Origin of the sequence: Niallia sp. Man26, from assembly GCF_022049065.2 — a bacterium.
Classification (GTDB): Bacteria; Bacillota; Bacilli; order Bacillales; family Cytobacillaceae; genus Niallia.
This window is the reverse complement of sequence record NZ_CP095743.1, coordinates 66,696-82,123: the sequence shown is the minus strand read 5'-3', so window position 1 is coordinate 82,123 and position 15,428 is coordinate 66,696. Positions and strand designations below refer to the sequence as shown.

At 38.2% G+C, this 15,428-nt stretch carries 14 protein-coding genes and 1 tRNA gene; 1 reads left to right on the top strand and 14 read right to left on the bottom strand.

Annotated elements, in window-relative coordinates; all coding sequences use genetic code 11:
- Positions 1–7: 7 nt before the first annotated feature.
- The 7 genes from L8T27_RS00415 to spoIIE all read right to left on the bottom strand — a co-directional run bounded on the left by L8T27_RS00415 (position 8) and on the right by spoIIE (position 9,361).
- Positions 8–778, bottom strand: a complete 771-nt coding sequence (locus L8T27_RS00415) for a type III pantothenate kinase (protein ID WP_233318773.1) — start codon at positions 776–778, stop codon at positions 8–10.
- A 185-nt stretch (positions 779–963) separates the two neighbouring features.
- Positions 964–2,877 (bottom strand): ATP-dependent zinc metalloprotease FtsH, encoded by a 1,914-nt coding sequence (ftsH, locus tag L8T27_RS00410; RefSeq protein ID WP_237940525.1) that lies wholly within the window; start codon positions 2,875–2,877, stop codon positions 964–966.
- 107 nt (positions 2,878–2,984) lie between these two features.
- Positions 2,985–3,533 carry a hypoxanthine phosphoribosyltransferase gene (gene hpt, locus L8T27_RS00405; RefSeq protein ID WP_233318777.1) on the bottom strand — a complete coding sequence of 183 codons (549 nt, stop codon included), beginning with the start codon at positions 3,531–3,533 and terminating at the stop codon, positions 2,985–2,987.
- Positions 3,534–3,555: 22 nt separating this feature from the next.
- Positions 3,556–4,941: a tRNA lysidine(34) synthetase TilS gene (gene tilS / locus L8T27_RS00400; protein WP_237940524.1), complete on the bottom strand. Its 1,386-nt coding sequence runs from the start codon at positions 4,939–4,941 to the stop codon at positions 3,556–3,558.
- Between the two features lie 141 nt (positions 4,942–5,082).
- Complete coding sequence (locus tag L8T27_RS00395; RefSeq protein ID WP_237942192.1) at positions 5,083–6,090, bottom strand: protein kinase domain-containing protein; 1,008 nt, start codon at positions 6,088–6,090, stop codon at positions 5,083–5,085.
- Positions 6,062–6,799: a vWA domain-containing protein gene (locus tag L8T27_RS00390; protein WP_237940522.1), complete on the bottom strand. Its 738-nt coding sequence runs from the start codon at positions 6,797–6,799 to the stop codon at positions 6,062–6,064. The genes L8T27_RS00395 and L8T27_RS00390 overlap by 29 nt, the downstream gene beginning before the upstream one ends.
- A 78-nt stretch (positions 6,800–6,877) precedes the next feature.
- The gene (gene spoIIE / locus L8T27_RS00385) at positions 6,878–9,361 is read right to left on the bottom strand and encodes a stage II sporulation protein E (protein WP_237940520.1); all 2,484 of its coding nucleotides are present in this window, start codon (positions 9,359–9,361) and stop codon (positions 6,878–6,880) included.
- A gap of 413 nt (positions 9,362–9,774) precedes the next feature.
- On the opposite strand from spoIIE, the gene L8T27_RS00380 reads away from it, so the two are divergent.
- Positions 9,775–9,848 (top strand) — tRNA-Met (locus tag L8T27_RS00380).
- 149 nt (positions 9,849–9,997) lie between these two features.
- Here L8T27_RS00380 and L8T27_RS00375 read toward each other — a convergent pair.
- The 7 genes from L8T27_RS00375 to L8T27_RS00345 form a co-directional block, all read right to left on the bottom strand.
- Entirely contained in the window at positions 9,998–10,474 is a 477-nt protein-coding gene (locus L8T27_RS00375; RefSeq protein WP_233318785.1) for a S1 domain-containing RNA-binding protein, read from the bottom strand.
- A gap of 116 nt (positions 10,475–10,590) precedes the next feature.
- The gene (locus L8T27_RS00370) at positions 10,591–10,968 is read right to left on the bottom strand and encodes an FtsB family cell division protein (RefSeq protein ID WP_237940518.1); all 378 of its coding nucleotides are present in this window, start codon (positions 10,966–10,968) and stop codon (positions 10,591–10,593) included.
- 18 nt (positions 10,969–10,986) lie between these two features.
- Positions 10,987–11,613 carry a spore cortex biosynthesis protein YabQ gene (gene yabQ, locus L8T27_RS00365; RefSeq protein WP_233318788.1) on the bottom strand — a complete coding sequence of 209 codons (627 nt, stop codon included), beginning with the start codon at positions 11,611–11,613 and terminating at the stop codon, positions 10,987–10,989.
- Positions 11,610–11,912 (bottom strand): sporulation protein YabP, encoded by a 303-nt coding sequence (gene yabP / locus L8T27_RS00360; RefSeq protein WP_233318790.1) that lies wholly within the window; start codon positions 11,910–11,912, stop codon positions 11,610–11,612. The genes yabQ and yabP overlap by 4 nt, the downstream gene beginning before the upstream one ends.
- Before the next feature lie 142 nt (positions 11,913–12,054).
- Positions 12,055–12,312, bottom strand: a complete 258-nt coding sequence (locus tag L8T27_RS00355) for an RNA-binding S4 domain-containing protein (protein ID WP_233318792.1) — start codon at positions 12,310–12,312, stop codon at positions 12,055–12,057.
- Between the two features lie 13 nt (positions 12,313–12,325).
- Positions 12,326–13,798: a bifunctional methyltransferase/pyrophosphohydrolase YabN gene (gene yabN, locus L8T27_RS00350; RefSeq protein ID WP_237940516.1), complete on the bottom strand. Its 1,473-nt coding sequence runs from the start codon at positions 13,796–13,798 to the stop codon at positions 12,326–12,328.
- Between the two features lies 1 nt (position 13,799).
- Entirely contained in the window at positions 13,800–15,404 is a 1,605-nt protein-coding gene (locus L8T27_RS00345; RefSeq protein ID WP_237940514.1) for a putative polysaccharide biosynthesis protein, read from the bottom strand.
- Between the last annotated feature and the right edge of the window lie 24 nt (positions 15,405–15,428).

The window sequence follows — 15,428 nt, the reverse complement described above, 5'->3', positions numbered from 1 at the left end:
TTATTACTTACTTTTCCTTATTTTTCTTATATATAAGCTGTAAACCTTTTAATGTTAAAAATGGATCTACTACGTCAATTGCATTTGATTCTTGACTGATGAGATTAGCTAGTCCGCCTGTTGCAATTACCTTTGGATTTTCTGAGCTCTGCTCTTTCATTCTCTTTACAATACCCTCAACTTGTCCAACATATCCATATAATATTCCAGACTGCATAGCAGATACTGTGTTTTTGCCTACCACTCCATCCGGTCGGGCAATTTCTATTCTCGGCAGCTTAGCAGCTTTAGAATATAGAGCTTCTGTCGCAATATTAATACCAGGTGCAATAGCTCCACCCATATATTGTTTATGCTCATTAACATAGCAGAATGTTGTTGCAGTTCCAAAGTCTACAATTATTAATGGGCTCCCGTATTCATGTATCGCAGCAACTGCATTAACAATCCTGTCTGCACCTACCTCTTTTGGATTATCATATTTAATGTTCAGCCCTGTTTTCGTTCCAGGACCAACTACTAACGGTTTAATATTAAAGTATTTATGACACATTCTTTCTAGAGAGAACATAATCGGCGGTACTACAGAGGAAATAATAATTCCGTCAATATCCGAAAACTTTAAGCCCACATGGTCAAACAGAGACTTGATTATCATGCCATATTCATCTTCCGTTTTAAAGCGGTTCGTTTCTATTCTCCAGTGTTGTGTCAGCTTATCGCCTTCGTATACACCTAGCACTATATTTGTATTCCCAATATCAAAAACAAAAATCAAAGTCAGTCACCACTTTTTTATTATTCTTCAAACACCATCTATTTAAGCAGCTGTTGCCCTTAATAGATGTATGGATTATTAGCACTAAAATATCATAACATACGAGCATATGTAAGTGAAATCCAATGAACTTTACGGAAGAAAAAAGGGAATGCACAAGTGTGCATTCCCTTATAGTGAAGGTTTTAATCTTCTTTAGTCTCTTCATCTTCTTTTTTCATATTGATGTTGACTTTCACATCATCATTTGTGAATGATTTTTTAGAACGGTCTGGAAGAACTCCATCTTTATACAGGCTAGTGATTTGTTCCGCATCCAATGTTTCGATTTCTAACAATGTTTCGGCAATCAAGTTTAGCTTCTCCCTGTTTTCAGTTAAGATTGTTTTCGCTCTTTCATAGCTCTCTTTAATGATGCGTTGAATTTCTTGGTCAATATCATATGCGATAGCATCTGAATAGTTTTGTTCATTATTCAAATCTCTGCCAAGGAAGACTTGACCTCCTTGCGCTTGACCGAATTGAAGCGGTCCAAGCTTTTCGCTCATTCCATATTCAGTAACCATTTTGCGAGCAATGTTTGTTGCTCTTTGGAAATCATTATGTGCACCAGTGCTGACTTCACCGAAGACAATATCCTCTGCCACACGGCCGCCAAGCAATCCAGTAATTTTGTCTAACAACTCTTGCCTTGTCAGTAAGAAGCGGTCTTCTTTTGGAAGCATAACTGCATAGCCTCCAGCTTGACCCCTTGGTACGATGGTAACTTTATGCACCATATCTGCCTCATCAAGGACAACACCTATGATTGTATGACCAGCTTCGTGGTATGCCACAATATTTCTTTCTTTTTTAGAAATGACACGGCTCTTTTTGGACGGACCAGCAATTACACGGTCTGTTGCCTCATCCATATCTTCCATATCAATCTTTTTCTTATCTGCTCTTGCAGCGACAAGTGCTGCTTCGTTAAGCAAGTTTTCTAAATCTGCGCCTGAGAAACCAGGTGTACGCATCGCAATGCTTTTTAAATCTACTGATGGATCTAATGGCTTGTTGCGGGCATGTACACGCAATACTGCTTCACGGCCAGTAACATCAGGTCGGTCAACAGTGATTTGACGGTCAAAACGTCCTGGACGCAATAACGCTGGGTCAAGAATGTCCGGTCGGTTAGTCGCAGCGATAATGATGATCCCTTCGTTTGCTCCAAAACCATCCATCTCAACCAACAATTGGTTCAGAGTTTGTTCACGCTCATCATGGCCTCCGCCGAGCCCTGCCCCACGCTGACGACCTACTGCGTCAATCTCATCTATAAAGATAATACATGGTGCATTCTTTTTCGCTGTTTCAAATAGGTCACGTACACGAGATGCACCGACCCCAACAAACATTTCCACAAAGTCAGATCCGCTGATGGAGAAGAATGGAACTCCTGCTTCACCTGCGACAGCTCTTGCTAATAATGTTTTACCTGTTCCTGGAGGTCCATTAAGAAGGACACCCTTCGGAATTCTTGCTCCTAGCTCAGCAAATTTTCTTGGGTCTTTCAGGAATTCTACAACTTCTACTAACTCTTGCTTCTCTTCATCCGCTCCTGCTACATCTTTAAAACGGACTTTCTTCTTCTCTTCATTATAAAGCTTCGCTTTGCTCTTTCCAAAGTTCATTACTCGACTGCCGCCGCCTTGCGCTTGGTTGAGCAAGAAGAAGAACAAGATGAATATAATGACAAAAGGAATAATAGAAGTAAAGAATGTCACCCAGCTGCTCGTTTCTTGAGCAGGAAGGACATCAATTTTTGATCCTTCTGTAGCCGCTTTATCAATGCGGTTTTGAACAGTTTCATTATTCGTTACGTAAGAAACGAAGTATTCATCTTCACTGTAAGAATCTAACTGCCCGCGTAATTCTAAAACGCCTCGTTCAGGCTGCTGTGTAATGGAACTGACATCACCTTCTTCAAGGTGCTTAATCAGATCGGTATACGATAATTGCTTGGTTGGCTCGTTATTACCATTAAAGAAACTTACCACACCAATAATTACTAAAAATATTAATAAATAAAAGATGGTATTACGGAAAATACGGTTCATCCCTTACCTCCTCCCACGGTAAACAAACTATATTGTATAGTAACATAGAAAATTGTGTAAATTCAAGAAATTACCCTCTTGAACACAAAACTTCCCTGTCACTCCAATTACTCGTTATTGTTAGTATAAACTTCTGGTTTTAAAACACCAATGTAAGGCAAATTACGGTATCTTTCAGCATAATCAAGTCCATAACCTACAACAAATTCATCTGGAACGATAAATCCAATGTAATCAGCTTGTAAATCTACTTTCCTTCCAGAAGGCTTATCAAGCAGCGTCACAATCTTGATGGATTTTGCTTTGCGGTAACGGAATAGCTCAACAAGGTAGCTTAATGTTAAGCCGCTGTCAATTATGTCTTCAATAATGAGGATATCTCTTCCTTCTACAGAAGTATCCAAATCCTTTAAGATTTTCACTTCACCAGAAGATACTGTTGAGTTTCCATAGCTAGAAACATCCATAAAGTCCATTTCTAGATATGTATCCATGCGTTTCAAAAGGTCAGCCATAAATGGCATAGCTCCTTTAAGCACTCCTACAGCTAAAGGAAATTTATCCTTATAATCCTCTGTTAATTGAAAACCAAGGTCCTTAATCTTGCCTTGTAGTTCATCTTCAGAAATCAATATTTTTTCGATATCATGTTTCATTGCTTGTGTGCCCCCTAGAAGATCATTGCTTTTTATATGTTATTAATAGATTATAACCACTATTCGCCTGCTTTAAAGAAAAAACAGATTTTTTTAGCCCAGGAACCCATAATATGTTATCGTTCCCATCTGTAATGATTGGCCATCCGTCTCTCTCTTGCAGAGGAATCTTTGCATCGATGAACAGTTTCTTCACTTTCTTCATCCCATTCATTCCTCTAACTTGTATCTTATCCCCGTTTTTCCTTGTCCTTATAACAAGCGGAAAGGTAATTGATTCAGGATCAACAAGGATAGCATCTGCAATCGGAGTTTGAATGCTGCTAGTATATTCTACCCTAATATAATGCCCATTTGGTAATAATATCTCTCCCGATTTCAAAAATTCATGATAAAAGGGTTCATTTGGTGAAATATTTAATTGAAAGTGTGCCAAATGGTAGGATTTAATTACCTTCAAACCTTCTGGGAGATCAATGTTTCCGGAAGAATGAGGATTCTGAAACAATGCAATAATTTGGTTAGTATGTAATGCGGATAAGGAAGATATCTTCTCTTTATAGAGATAATTTAATATTAGATGAATACATCTTCTTTGTAAAGAAATAGCTATTGAGAGGAATGCGTTAATATCAACTGTTATCTCATTTTCTCTCTGGCTCTTTACCACTTTACTCCAAACTGATTTCGTTGCTGCCAATAAAAAGGCCTCGTCCTCCTCCGCTTCCTCGCTAAAACGCTGAAAATGGGCTGCGGCATTCGGATTTTCCTGCTTTAAGAATGGCAGAACATGCTTTCGAAATCTGTTCCTGCTGTATACTTCTTTATCATTGCTCGGATCTCTTCTAGGGAAAAGCATATGCCTATTACAGTATTCCTCTATTTCCTGCTTTTCTAAACATAAAAATGGCCTAAATAATCTTCCCGGCCCAAAAGGGCGGCTGAAGGGAATTCCAGCTCTCGACTTAGCACTACTTCCTCTCGTCAAGCGCATTAAAATCGTCTCAATCTGATCATCTGCATGATGACCGAGGGCAAGAAGGGATATACCGCTCTCTTCCATAATTTCTTTGTAAAATGCATATCGGCATTCTCGTGAAGCCAGCTGGCCATTTTTTCCGGTTTGCTTTATAATAGCCGGCATATCGATTTGCTTCCAAATGAATGGAATGGATTTTCCCTTGCAAAATTCTTCTACAAATTTTGCATCTTCTAATGATTCCTCCCCTCTGAACATATGATCAACATGTGCCGCTATCACCTTTATATTCCAGGCTGACTCTTTGCTCCAAAGGAAGTGAAGCAGTGCCAAGGAATCTGGTCCACCAGACACTCCAACAAGCACTCTCGCACCGCTAAGCGACAATTCCTTCTTTTTCAGATACTCTACTACCTTTTCTTCCAACATTAAAATACTTCCTTAATTTATCACTATTCTGCATAGTAATCTGTTATGACCTTTTTATGTAAGCATGCAGTCTGCTTATGTAAGAATAACATTTTTGCGAAAGCTACATCAAATGCTTTCCCTTATGTTTCCTATCGTATATTAAGTCAATTGACCATAAATATATACAATATAAAGCAATGATATGACTACTATTAATAGAATAGATTCTAGATAACCTGTCCTTTTTTTCTTTTTGGCCATCTTTTTTTGCTGTGCCTGTGCTCTTTTTGGACTAGCCCCTCTGTTTTTTATAGATGGAGCCTTTGTTTTGCCAGAGTTGCTTGTCCTTGTATTTGTCCTAGCTTCTTGGCCGCTAGAAAGTTTAATCAGCTCGCCTCTCATCTCATTAGCACTGCCGTATCTACCAGTTAGCGCTTTTGTTAGCACCAGTTCATAAGGTAATAATTCCCGCTTCTTTTGAATCATCATTTGGAGCTGCTTAAGTCCTCCTTCTAGCTTATTAAATCTCTTCGGATAAAAAATATTTATCATAATCATAGCGACAGCAAACAGATCATAAGAAGGCTCTGCCTTTCTTGATCCGAGTCCCCAGTAGCCGCGGTCATAAAATTCTGTGAACTCTTTTATTGCTCTGCCTATAATAGTAGTACCACCTACATCAATACATCTTATTCTAGTAGGAGGCCCATTTATAATTAAGTTTTCCGGCTTTAAATCTCCGAACACCCAATTGTTATCATGTAGAACTTGAAGATCCTTTAATAGCTGTATCATTAATACATTGACCCAAGAACTATCCTTATTTTCAATATAAGTTAATAAATCAGGTCCATTTATATACTCCATAACATAAAAAGATACTGTTCCACTCGTCGTGACCCAATCATCAACATCTATTAAAGAAGGTCCAAGGCTGTAACCTTGGACCTTAGCAAAGGATTTTAATACATTTACCTCTGAAATAATTGACATGCCATTATCACTTAGCTTTAAAGCAACCTTTCCAAGGGCAGAGTCTGCGAGAAACACAGTCCCATTTGCCCCAAAGCCAAGCTCTTTAATTATGGTATAATCCTTCCGATGCCATTTCCCTTTGATTATTGTTCCGCGATTAATCTTAAATGGACTCTTCATAGAATTCATCATCGTCACGTCTAATCAGACTCCTTAATGAACGTTTTTGCTTAAAGTATTGGATTGCTTCTTTTAAAGCCGGACCAGTAGGTGTAATACCCCCAGTTGTAAGCCTAGAAAAAATACTTGTTAATGATTCTAGCCGCGGAGTCCAGTCAAGCAGCTTTTCGACATCTTTCTTTTTCCCGGGAAATACAAATACTGAATATCTGTTTTCACCTGATCTTGCATTCAAACTCAAAGACAAGTCAATCAAAGCTTCTTTCACTGTAGGAAGCTTATGCTTCATACTCGCACTAGTATCAACTAAAACAAGCACCTCCAGCTCAACTGTTTCACCGAGCTCATCGACAACCTCCATCACTTCTCCCCGTTTTTCCGGTGGTAAATCTTCCACACTGCTTGATTTTCCTAATATCTGCTGCAGCTCTTTGTTGACAACGCCCTGCAATGTTTGAGTCATTGCTTTTTTTGTTACCATTTGAACTGTTTGCGCTAAAGCTTGAGCGTATACAACCTGACTCACCCCTCCGCCTGAAAGGGCAATTTCCTCTATTTCTTTCAAACCACGATCATCAATAATATCCTTTTCCATTACCCCGATTACGTTTACAGTAATTCCTTGTTCGTTCGCTAATGCAGCCATTGCAATTGGATCATTTCCCTGATTAGAACACCCGTCTGTTATAAGCAATATTTGTTTTATTGTACCTGTTTTCATATTTCTCCCCTCCATCTATTAATGAGTTAGTCCCATTTTCGACGGAAAAGAGAGCATTTATACCTCTATTTTAGTGAACTAGTTTGCTTTTTGATGAAATCCTCTCATTGGGATAGAAGCCCATTTCGGTATATTATGGTTAATCTGTGCTACAAGCACAGTCATATCATCCTCAATTAGACCAGACCGAGACCTGATAACCTCTTCCATAATAAGGTCAGCAACCTCCTGTGGACTTTCTGTTTTAAGCTCTTTGATTTTCCTCTTCATCCACAAGTCAAAGTTTTCGACATGCTTTGGTCCCTCAAATACCCCATCACTCATCATGATCAATAAATCTCCTGCTTTTAATTGCTCACTTACCACATCAACATCAAATTCCTGAACAATCCCCATCGGCAAGTTGCTAGCTTGTATTTTAATTACTTTCGATCCCCTTTTTATAAAACTTGGTGTGGACCCAATTTTAAGAAACTTAGCATTTGCATTTTGCAAATCAATCATCGCCAAATCTAGAGTTGCAAATACCTCATCAGTTGTTCTTAATGACAGCACAGAGTTGATAGATTTGATCGCAACCTGTTCTTCAATTCCAGATTGAAGTATTTTCTGGAGAAGCTGCAATGTTTCCTCACTTTCGATATGCGCCCGCTCTCCATTACCCATCCCGTCACTTATTGCTACAGCATATTTGCCTAATCCAAGTTCGATCGTTGAATAACTGTCTCCCGAGATAAACCCACCATCCTTTGCAGCATGAGCAACACCTGTTTCAACGACAAATGCTTTTGCAGAACGGAATGTTGCATGGCTGTAATCATTCCCATAAGCTCCAGTCTCTTCTTTATTGACAATGATTGTTTCATTTAAAATATCTGACAGCATTGGCGCTATAAGCTTTTCACACTCTCCGAATCCTGTGTTATATGGAATGGTTATGTCAATATCAACATTTCCTTGTTCTAGACTGTAAATTTCCACATTCTCAATATGAATGCCAAATTCTTGGATAGCTTCAAGTATTAATTCCTCCTGTTTATGGTGGTTTTCTCTTTCTCTTTGTATTTCTTTCGCAAAATCCCCCATCACCTCTGAAACACCTAATAATTGGTCTGCAACTAGCTTTCTGCTTTCTTGAACTTGCTTTTTAAGTTTCTGGTTTGCTTGATACAGTGTTAATTCCTGATGAATCGCATCTACTACTTTTTTCGATCTTGTACAATGCTTCTCCCATTCTCGTGATAACCCTAATGAAATACTACCATCCGTCTCTGACATTTCTGTCATAATATCTTTCATATAGTCATAAGTTGTATTAAAGTTCCTTGCCCAGCAAGCTTCTTTTCTAAAGCAAGTTTGACATGTTTTTTCTGTCACATTGCTTAAGAAATAATCAAGCTCTCTATCTGAATCGTCTATATCTTTTTGTATATTATTCGCAGAAAAACTATTTGAAAGTGCTTCAAACACTGTGGAAAATTGGGAGACTCTTTGAGCTGTGACGTCACGCATTTTCCTCATATATTGTTGCTGCTCCTGCGAATATTCGGCAGTACCTGGAATATGCTTGGCTATCCGTGACGTAAGTAAAGATGGCGTAAGCATAAATAGAAAAACAGAGACAGTTGTTTCCATAAGGGAAACTGACAGCACACCGCCACCTTCTCCATACATGCCGATTAATAGTGTTGCAATATAAAGTCCTAATGCAACACCTACCTTTCTGCCTTCCTTCAATAATCCGCCAAGTAAACCAGAGAACGCAAGCAAGCTCATATGATAGAAACTCGAAATGCTTGCCAGACTAAATATAAGACCAGTTACAACCCCTACTGTCGAGCCAATTGTTGCACCTGCCATAAATGCAAATAAAAGCACTAAGTAGCGTGACATAATATGTTCGATTGACAAGTCATACAGACTCCACCCGATTGTTCCCGTCATAACAGAAGCCAGCATAATAATGAGACATACGATTTCTTCTGTTTTTAATGCTTGTCTCCTTTTGCCGATAGTCAATAATGGCAGACTCTGCATAAAAATTAAAGTAAGAATATATCCTAGACTCGCTTCAACAAGCGCCATCATCGCTCCATACATTGTAATTGCGCCCGAAATAATATAAGACTCGCCTAAGCTAACTAACAAAACAGTTGAAAGTACAAGAACAGGGACAAAATTATTATTATTCTCATTTTTTCTCCACTTACTGAGAGGTTTATAAATAATGAGGAATAAAAATGCGAGTATAAAACTAATAAAAGCCTCCCTTAAGGAAAGAGTAGCAGCTCCTCCAATTAAGCCTACTAGCGCTAAAGGCGCCTTATCCTTTCGCGTTAAGTACACCGCCGCAAAGAAAGGGAGGACAAACGGGGTCAATTTAGCCAGAATTAGCGCTCTCCCCAAAAGAAAACCAATAACCAAAAGTATATAGCCTTTGGCCAAAAAAAAGCTTTCTACTTTCGTATGGAATTTATGATATATAACGCCAAATCCCTCTTTTGATTTGCCAAAGTCTACATCTGCAATACCGTCCATAATATCCCTTTCCACTTTTTCCATTTAACTCAACTCCCTATCAGGTATCGTTGCACACAATTATAAGAGTTGTAATAGTAAAAGTTTGTCAAAAGAGCGGACAAGCCTATATATTTCGCTCGACTTCTTTCAAGCAATTTCTTGCATTTAAACAAAATTCGCTAAAGCTATAGCTGACATATTCCTGTTTCTCTTTTCGACTAAAGATTATAATTAACTAATCAGCGCCTGTGTTTGCTTACCATTAACTGCATGAATAACCTTGCTCCTATCTTTTCCTGTAATCTTCTAGGGCTTGTTTTATTTGTCAAAAAATGAGTGTCAGTTTCGACTTTTTATATTAATCACCATGTTTACTTTGTCATAAAAAAAAGCAGTTGACTTTTATCGAAAAAGTTTGTATTATATATCTTGTGCCTAAGGCGCCTTTCATACATGGCGGTGTAGCTCAGCTGGCTAGAGCGTACGGTTCATACCCGTGAGGTCGGGGGTTCGATCCCCTCCGCCGCTATCCTTTAAAAAGGACGATAGATTAATCTATCGTCCTTTTTTTGTTCTTTAACAATAAAAACAAAAAAAGCAAGCCGTTATGGCTTGCTTTAAGCTATGGGAATATACGAACGATAAACCCTGCTTTTTTATAAAAAATTCAGCAGCAAGTTACCCTCGTCTAGCGCCTCTTCCCCCGCGTTTAGACTCAGTATTTCGTTTAAGAGAAGCTAACCGATCTTCACTGTCTTTTAGGAAACGAGCCATCTTTGATTCAAAGTTTTCCTTTGGAGCACGGTTATCATGCGATTTCGCATTGCGAGGTCTTGATGCGTTATTGGAGTAGCCGCCTCTAGACTCTCTGCGCTCCCCACGATCATGGGATCTTTCTGGTCTTTCTGGTCTTTCCGGTCTATCTTTTGCCTTTTTAATAGACAGGCCAATCTTGCCATCTTTCTCCACATTAATGACTTTCACTTCCACTACGTCTCCGACCTTTAAGTGATCATTAATGTCTTTTACATAATTATCTGCGACTTCACTAATGTGAACAAGACCAGTTGCACCTTCTGGGAGTTCTACAAACGCACCAAAATTAGTAATTCCTGTTACCTTTCCTTGTAACTTGCTGCCTACTTCGATTGACATAAAAAAGTTTTGCCTCCTTAAGGATATAAAAAATCATACTTATACTATATTATACAAAATGAAAAAAAAGGGTGTCAATATAACTGTTGACCTTATTATTTTCCATCAGCGCCTGTTTAATCGTTCTTATCTGGGATACTGAAGATAATTTCCCCTTTTTCAGAAAGAAGCAAATCTTTCCTTGCAAGCTTGGCCAAATAATCTTCATCATTCAATTTCACAATTTGTTCCTTTAACTGCTTTTCTTCCTTCTCCAACATAGCGATCTTTCCATCAAGCTTTTCCTTTTCAGCAGCCTTTTCTTCCAAAGTGGAGCTTTGGGATATGAGTGTTGAAATCATGAAAAAGCCGATAGCCAGTGCACAGATAGAGAAAGCAGTTAACCTTCGGAACAACAGCTTCTTTTTTCTTGCTGCACTGATACTCAGTTCTTCTTGCTGTACTGTATATTCTGTTTGTAATTTTGTCACATCTGTTTTTTTTAATACACTCATACTCTGCTCCTCCCTTCCTTACTGTTTTTTTCTATTTTTTATCCATTCCTTAACATATTTCTTTATCATGGTATAATATCCTGCCAATTTCCCAGAATATTTCTCGACGAATAATTTAATCCTTTTCGGCAAAATCAGCCATATTAAGGACAATAGCCATTTAAACGGCAACAAAACTATCTTCAGAATAAATCTTAATACCCTGATAATAAAGTTGACAAGTGCCATAAGTCCCTTTAACAAGAAAATTACCACAGAAACCATAAATAAGAGAAGTGTTTTTATAGGTTTATAGATAAGATTTACCACTAACTTGACAGTAAGCTGGTAGAATCGGACACTAACAGAAATAATAAGCTTCAAAAACGAAAGATAAATTGATTTCAATAAGGCTTGGTATGCTGCAAAACCTAATAACACTGCTAGTACCAAATAGATTCTAATTTCACCTTGGTTCACTAAAAATAGCACATAAAATATTAACAAAGCCTGCAAAACCCAAAAAAGGAGGTCATGGAAAAAGACAATGGTTCTTTTCCTTTCAGCTCTTTTCAAAAAGAACTGATACGTATCTAAGCTTATCCCAAAAAACAAACCCATGCCAACCATAGCCAGCATGGTCATGAATTGTGTAGATAGTGTCATCGGAATATCTTGCTAAAGAAACCCTTAGCTTTTTCTCCGCTTTGTTCATCAACATAAATCAATTCAAACACTTTGCCCTTAATAGAAACAATCCCTTTTTCCACATCCAGGTTTTTCATTTGCAGGTTTTGTCCTCGAATAGATAAGAAACCCATCACTGTCTCCAGCAAAAACTCTTCATTATCAAAGCTTTCCACTTGCTTAACTCCTGTAATGTCAAGCAATCTTCTTCCTCTCATGATAACATCATGCTCTATGTTGCTCGTTTTCGCAGTATTGGAATCATAATTTTGGTTCATATCCTTATCCCTCACAATCACAAAAGTACAATCATTTGTACAAGTGTATGAGGAGGGAGTCGAAAAAAGAACAAGCTCTTTTCCCAAAAATTGATCGCTTGGTTACTCTGTCTTTTATTCCCCGGTAATTCCTTTAGTTAAACTAGGATACTGTCTCTTCTTTAATGATTTTATACATATTAGCCGCATCTTCTTTTTTTGTAGATTCTTGCAGTATTTCTATTTGGACCGTCACTAGCTTTTGGCCAAAACGGACTTGCAGTTCATCGCCCACTTTAACATTACTGCTGGCTTTTGCCTGAATTCCGTTTATAAGAATACGTCCTTGATCTGCAACCTCTTTAGCCAATGTTCTTCTTTTAATTAATCTGGAAATTTTTAAAAATTTATCTAATCGCATGTCTATTCACTCCTTATCTGTTTTCTTTCTCCATCTGTTTAGCTTCTTCCCAATAACTATCTAAAATTTCTAATGGCAGCTCCTGCACTTCCTTACCCAATTCCTTAACCTTTGCTTCAATAAAATGAAAACGGCTGATGAACTTTTGATTTGTGCGGAAAACAGCTAATTCTGGATCTATCTTGTAATATCTAGCTACATTTACAAACGAGAACAGAATGTCGCCAAATTCTTTTTCCATTTCTTCTTTACTTGCCCCATTCTCTACTTCTTCTCTGAACTCTATCATTTCTTCTTTCACTTTATCCCAAGCTTCTGCAACTTCCGGCCAATCGAATCCAGCTTTTGCCGCTTTACTTTGAAGATCATAAGCTCTGGAAAGATTAGGCGAGCTACTTAAAACCCCATCAAGCAAGGAAGCTTGCTTTTCTGGCTTTTCCGCAGTTTTTGCTTGCTGCCATGTATCCAAGACATCTTCCACTGTTTCTAACTTCTCTTTTCCAAAAACATGAGGATGTCTCCGCACCATTTTTTCTGATATTCCTTCTATCACATCATCAATGGAGAAATAGCCTTCATCTTCACCTATTTGGCTATGAAGCATAACCTGCAGCAATACATCTCCGAGTTCTTCTATTATATTATCGATATCACCCTCATTGATTGCCTCAATAAGTTCAAATGATTCTTCAATTAAATATTTTCTAAGCGACTCGTGGGTCTGTTCCTTATCCCAGGGACATCCTTCGGGACCTCTTAATGTTGCAATAATCTGCCGCAACTTTGCAAACTGTTTATAAAGCATTCGCTCCTCTTGCACTGGTGGAATATATAACGATGTTAAGTTATTCAACTCTACCTCTCTATCCAATTCATGAAGCTCAATTTCCTTGATGCGCTCCTGCGCACTGCCTGCAGCTGTTACAATCACTACAGGATAGTCATAAGGAAGCTTTTCCATTAAGGTAAGCTTAACTTCAGATGCTGAAAAAGCATCATATACTTGTCCAATGATAAGATGCTGCGTGAACTGCAACTCATCTTTTCGCAAGTCTGTACCATCCAGTAGCTGAAAACCATCGATAGGGTCAATTTTCAACGCTTGAAAGATATTATCTAAAAAGCTTTGACCTCCGCCAATCTTTAAGTTAACCTCACCCTTTTCACTTTTTTCAATAAGGAGCTGAACTGTTTTTTCTGCTACAAGAGGATGACCTGGCACTGCATACACGATAGCTTCTTTCTCTGCCTCTACCATTAAAACATCCACGATTTCACTATAAACAGCGTCAAATTGATCATGCTTCTCATATATATAATCCATATAAATAAATTCGCCGCCCTCTTCTTCAAGTACAGCAAGAACAGGATGATCCTTCGTACGCACATAAACCTTTTGCTTATTATTCATTAAGCTTCTATAAACACCAAGCGGAAGCTGGTCAATATCACCTGCACCTAGTCCTATTACTTCAATGTTTCTCATGCTATTTTCTTCCTTTCTTAGGTAAAAACCAGCTTAACTTCCTTCCGAACGGCAATACCAGCAAATCTTGCTCTTTAAACACATTGCCTCTAAGAACGAGGAAGACATAAACAAATCCTCCAAGCACTACTCCCGTCAGAGATTGAAATGCGGACAGCAAACGGCTGTCTTCTCTTTGCATAAATATATCTGTCAGAAGAATATACCCTTCAACAGATAAGTACATACATATAGCCGCAAACAAAATAATGACTATATGCTTGCTATTTACAAGCGGCACTTTCAATAGCATATATAATTTAACAGCCATTAATACAAGAATGATAAGCAGTGTTAAGTTAGTCGCATAGGCTGCTCCGCTCGTTCCAAACGCAGAAACAAACGGGCCGTTTAACACATACTTAATGACAAACCCAAATAAAACAATAACAGCTGGGAAAAGAGTAGAACCCAATCCTTGAAGTACTGCAGTACATGTAACAATCATTGCATTAAGCAGAATGACAAAGCATAAAACCGCTAGTACCTGGGACCCTTGTTCATTTTGGAACAGCATGCTGTTTACTTCACTAATCATGCTTAGCAGACCAACGGAGGCACCAAACCCAAAGAAAAGGCTGACCACTAGTGAAAATCTTACCTTTTCAGCTAAAATGCTCTTTTCCTTTTTCATTCTTTCACCTGAAATAAATGGTACTAATGTTAAAGCCATTGAAGTAGAAATGACTGTCCCAAGCTGTATTAACGGCTGTCCTCTGTCATATATTCCTTTAAGCACCTTTGCCTCTTCTTCATTAATTCCAGCAGAAAGAAGCTGAGTATAAATTGTTAAAGAGTCAGCAAGCTGTAATAAGATGAGCAGCATACTGCTTATTGAAATAGTAATTCCTTCATATATGATTCTTTTTATAATTTTTCTATTATCACTGTTCCATAATTTGCGAACAGACGAGATACTACGCAGAGAGTGATGCTTTTTATAAAAGTAAAACAACACTAAAAAGGAAAGCAAACCTCCTGTTACAGAGCCAAGCATCGCACCTGCTCCAACCGCATATAACGAATAGCCTTTGCTTATGAAATAAACGGAGCAAAAAAGAATGGTGCCTACCCTCATCAACTGTTCAGCAACTTGAGAAAAAGCAGTTGGAACCATGTTGCCTTCTCCTTGGAGCAATCCCCTAGATGTAGCAACAAAAGGTGTGAATAAAAAGGCAAATGATATCACTTTAATCAGAATAGCTAACTCTTCATCACCCATAGCAGCTGACAAATACTCTGCTCCAAAGAATAAGAACAAGAATGAGCCTATTCCCAAGGAGTATAAAAGCAAAAAAGAGGAACGAATAAGTCCTTCCAGTCCAATTACATCGCCCTTTGATTTCATTTCTGTATATAGCTTAGATATAACAACGGGAAATCCATATGTACTTAAAGCTATTGCCACACCATAGATTGGATAAACCTGTTGATATATATAAAAACCTGTATCTCCGACTATATTTTGAAAGGGTATTCTGTATACAGCGCTCAATATTTTTACGACAAGCGCTCCAACTGTCAGGATGATAGCACCTGTGAACCAATTATTTGATTGTTTAGGCACAAGCAAGGCCCCTTCCATCTTCTG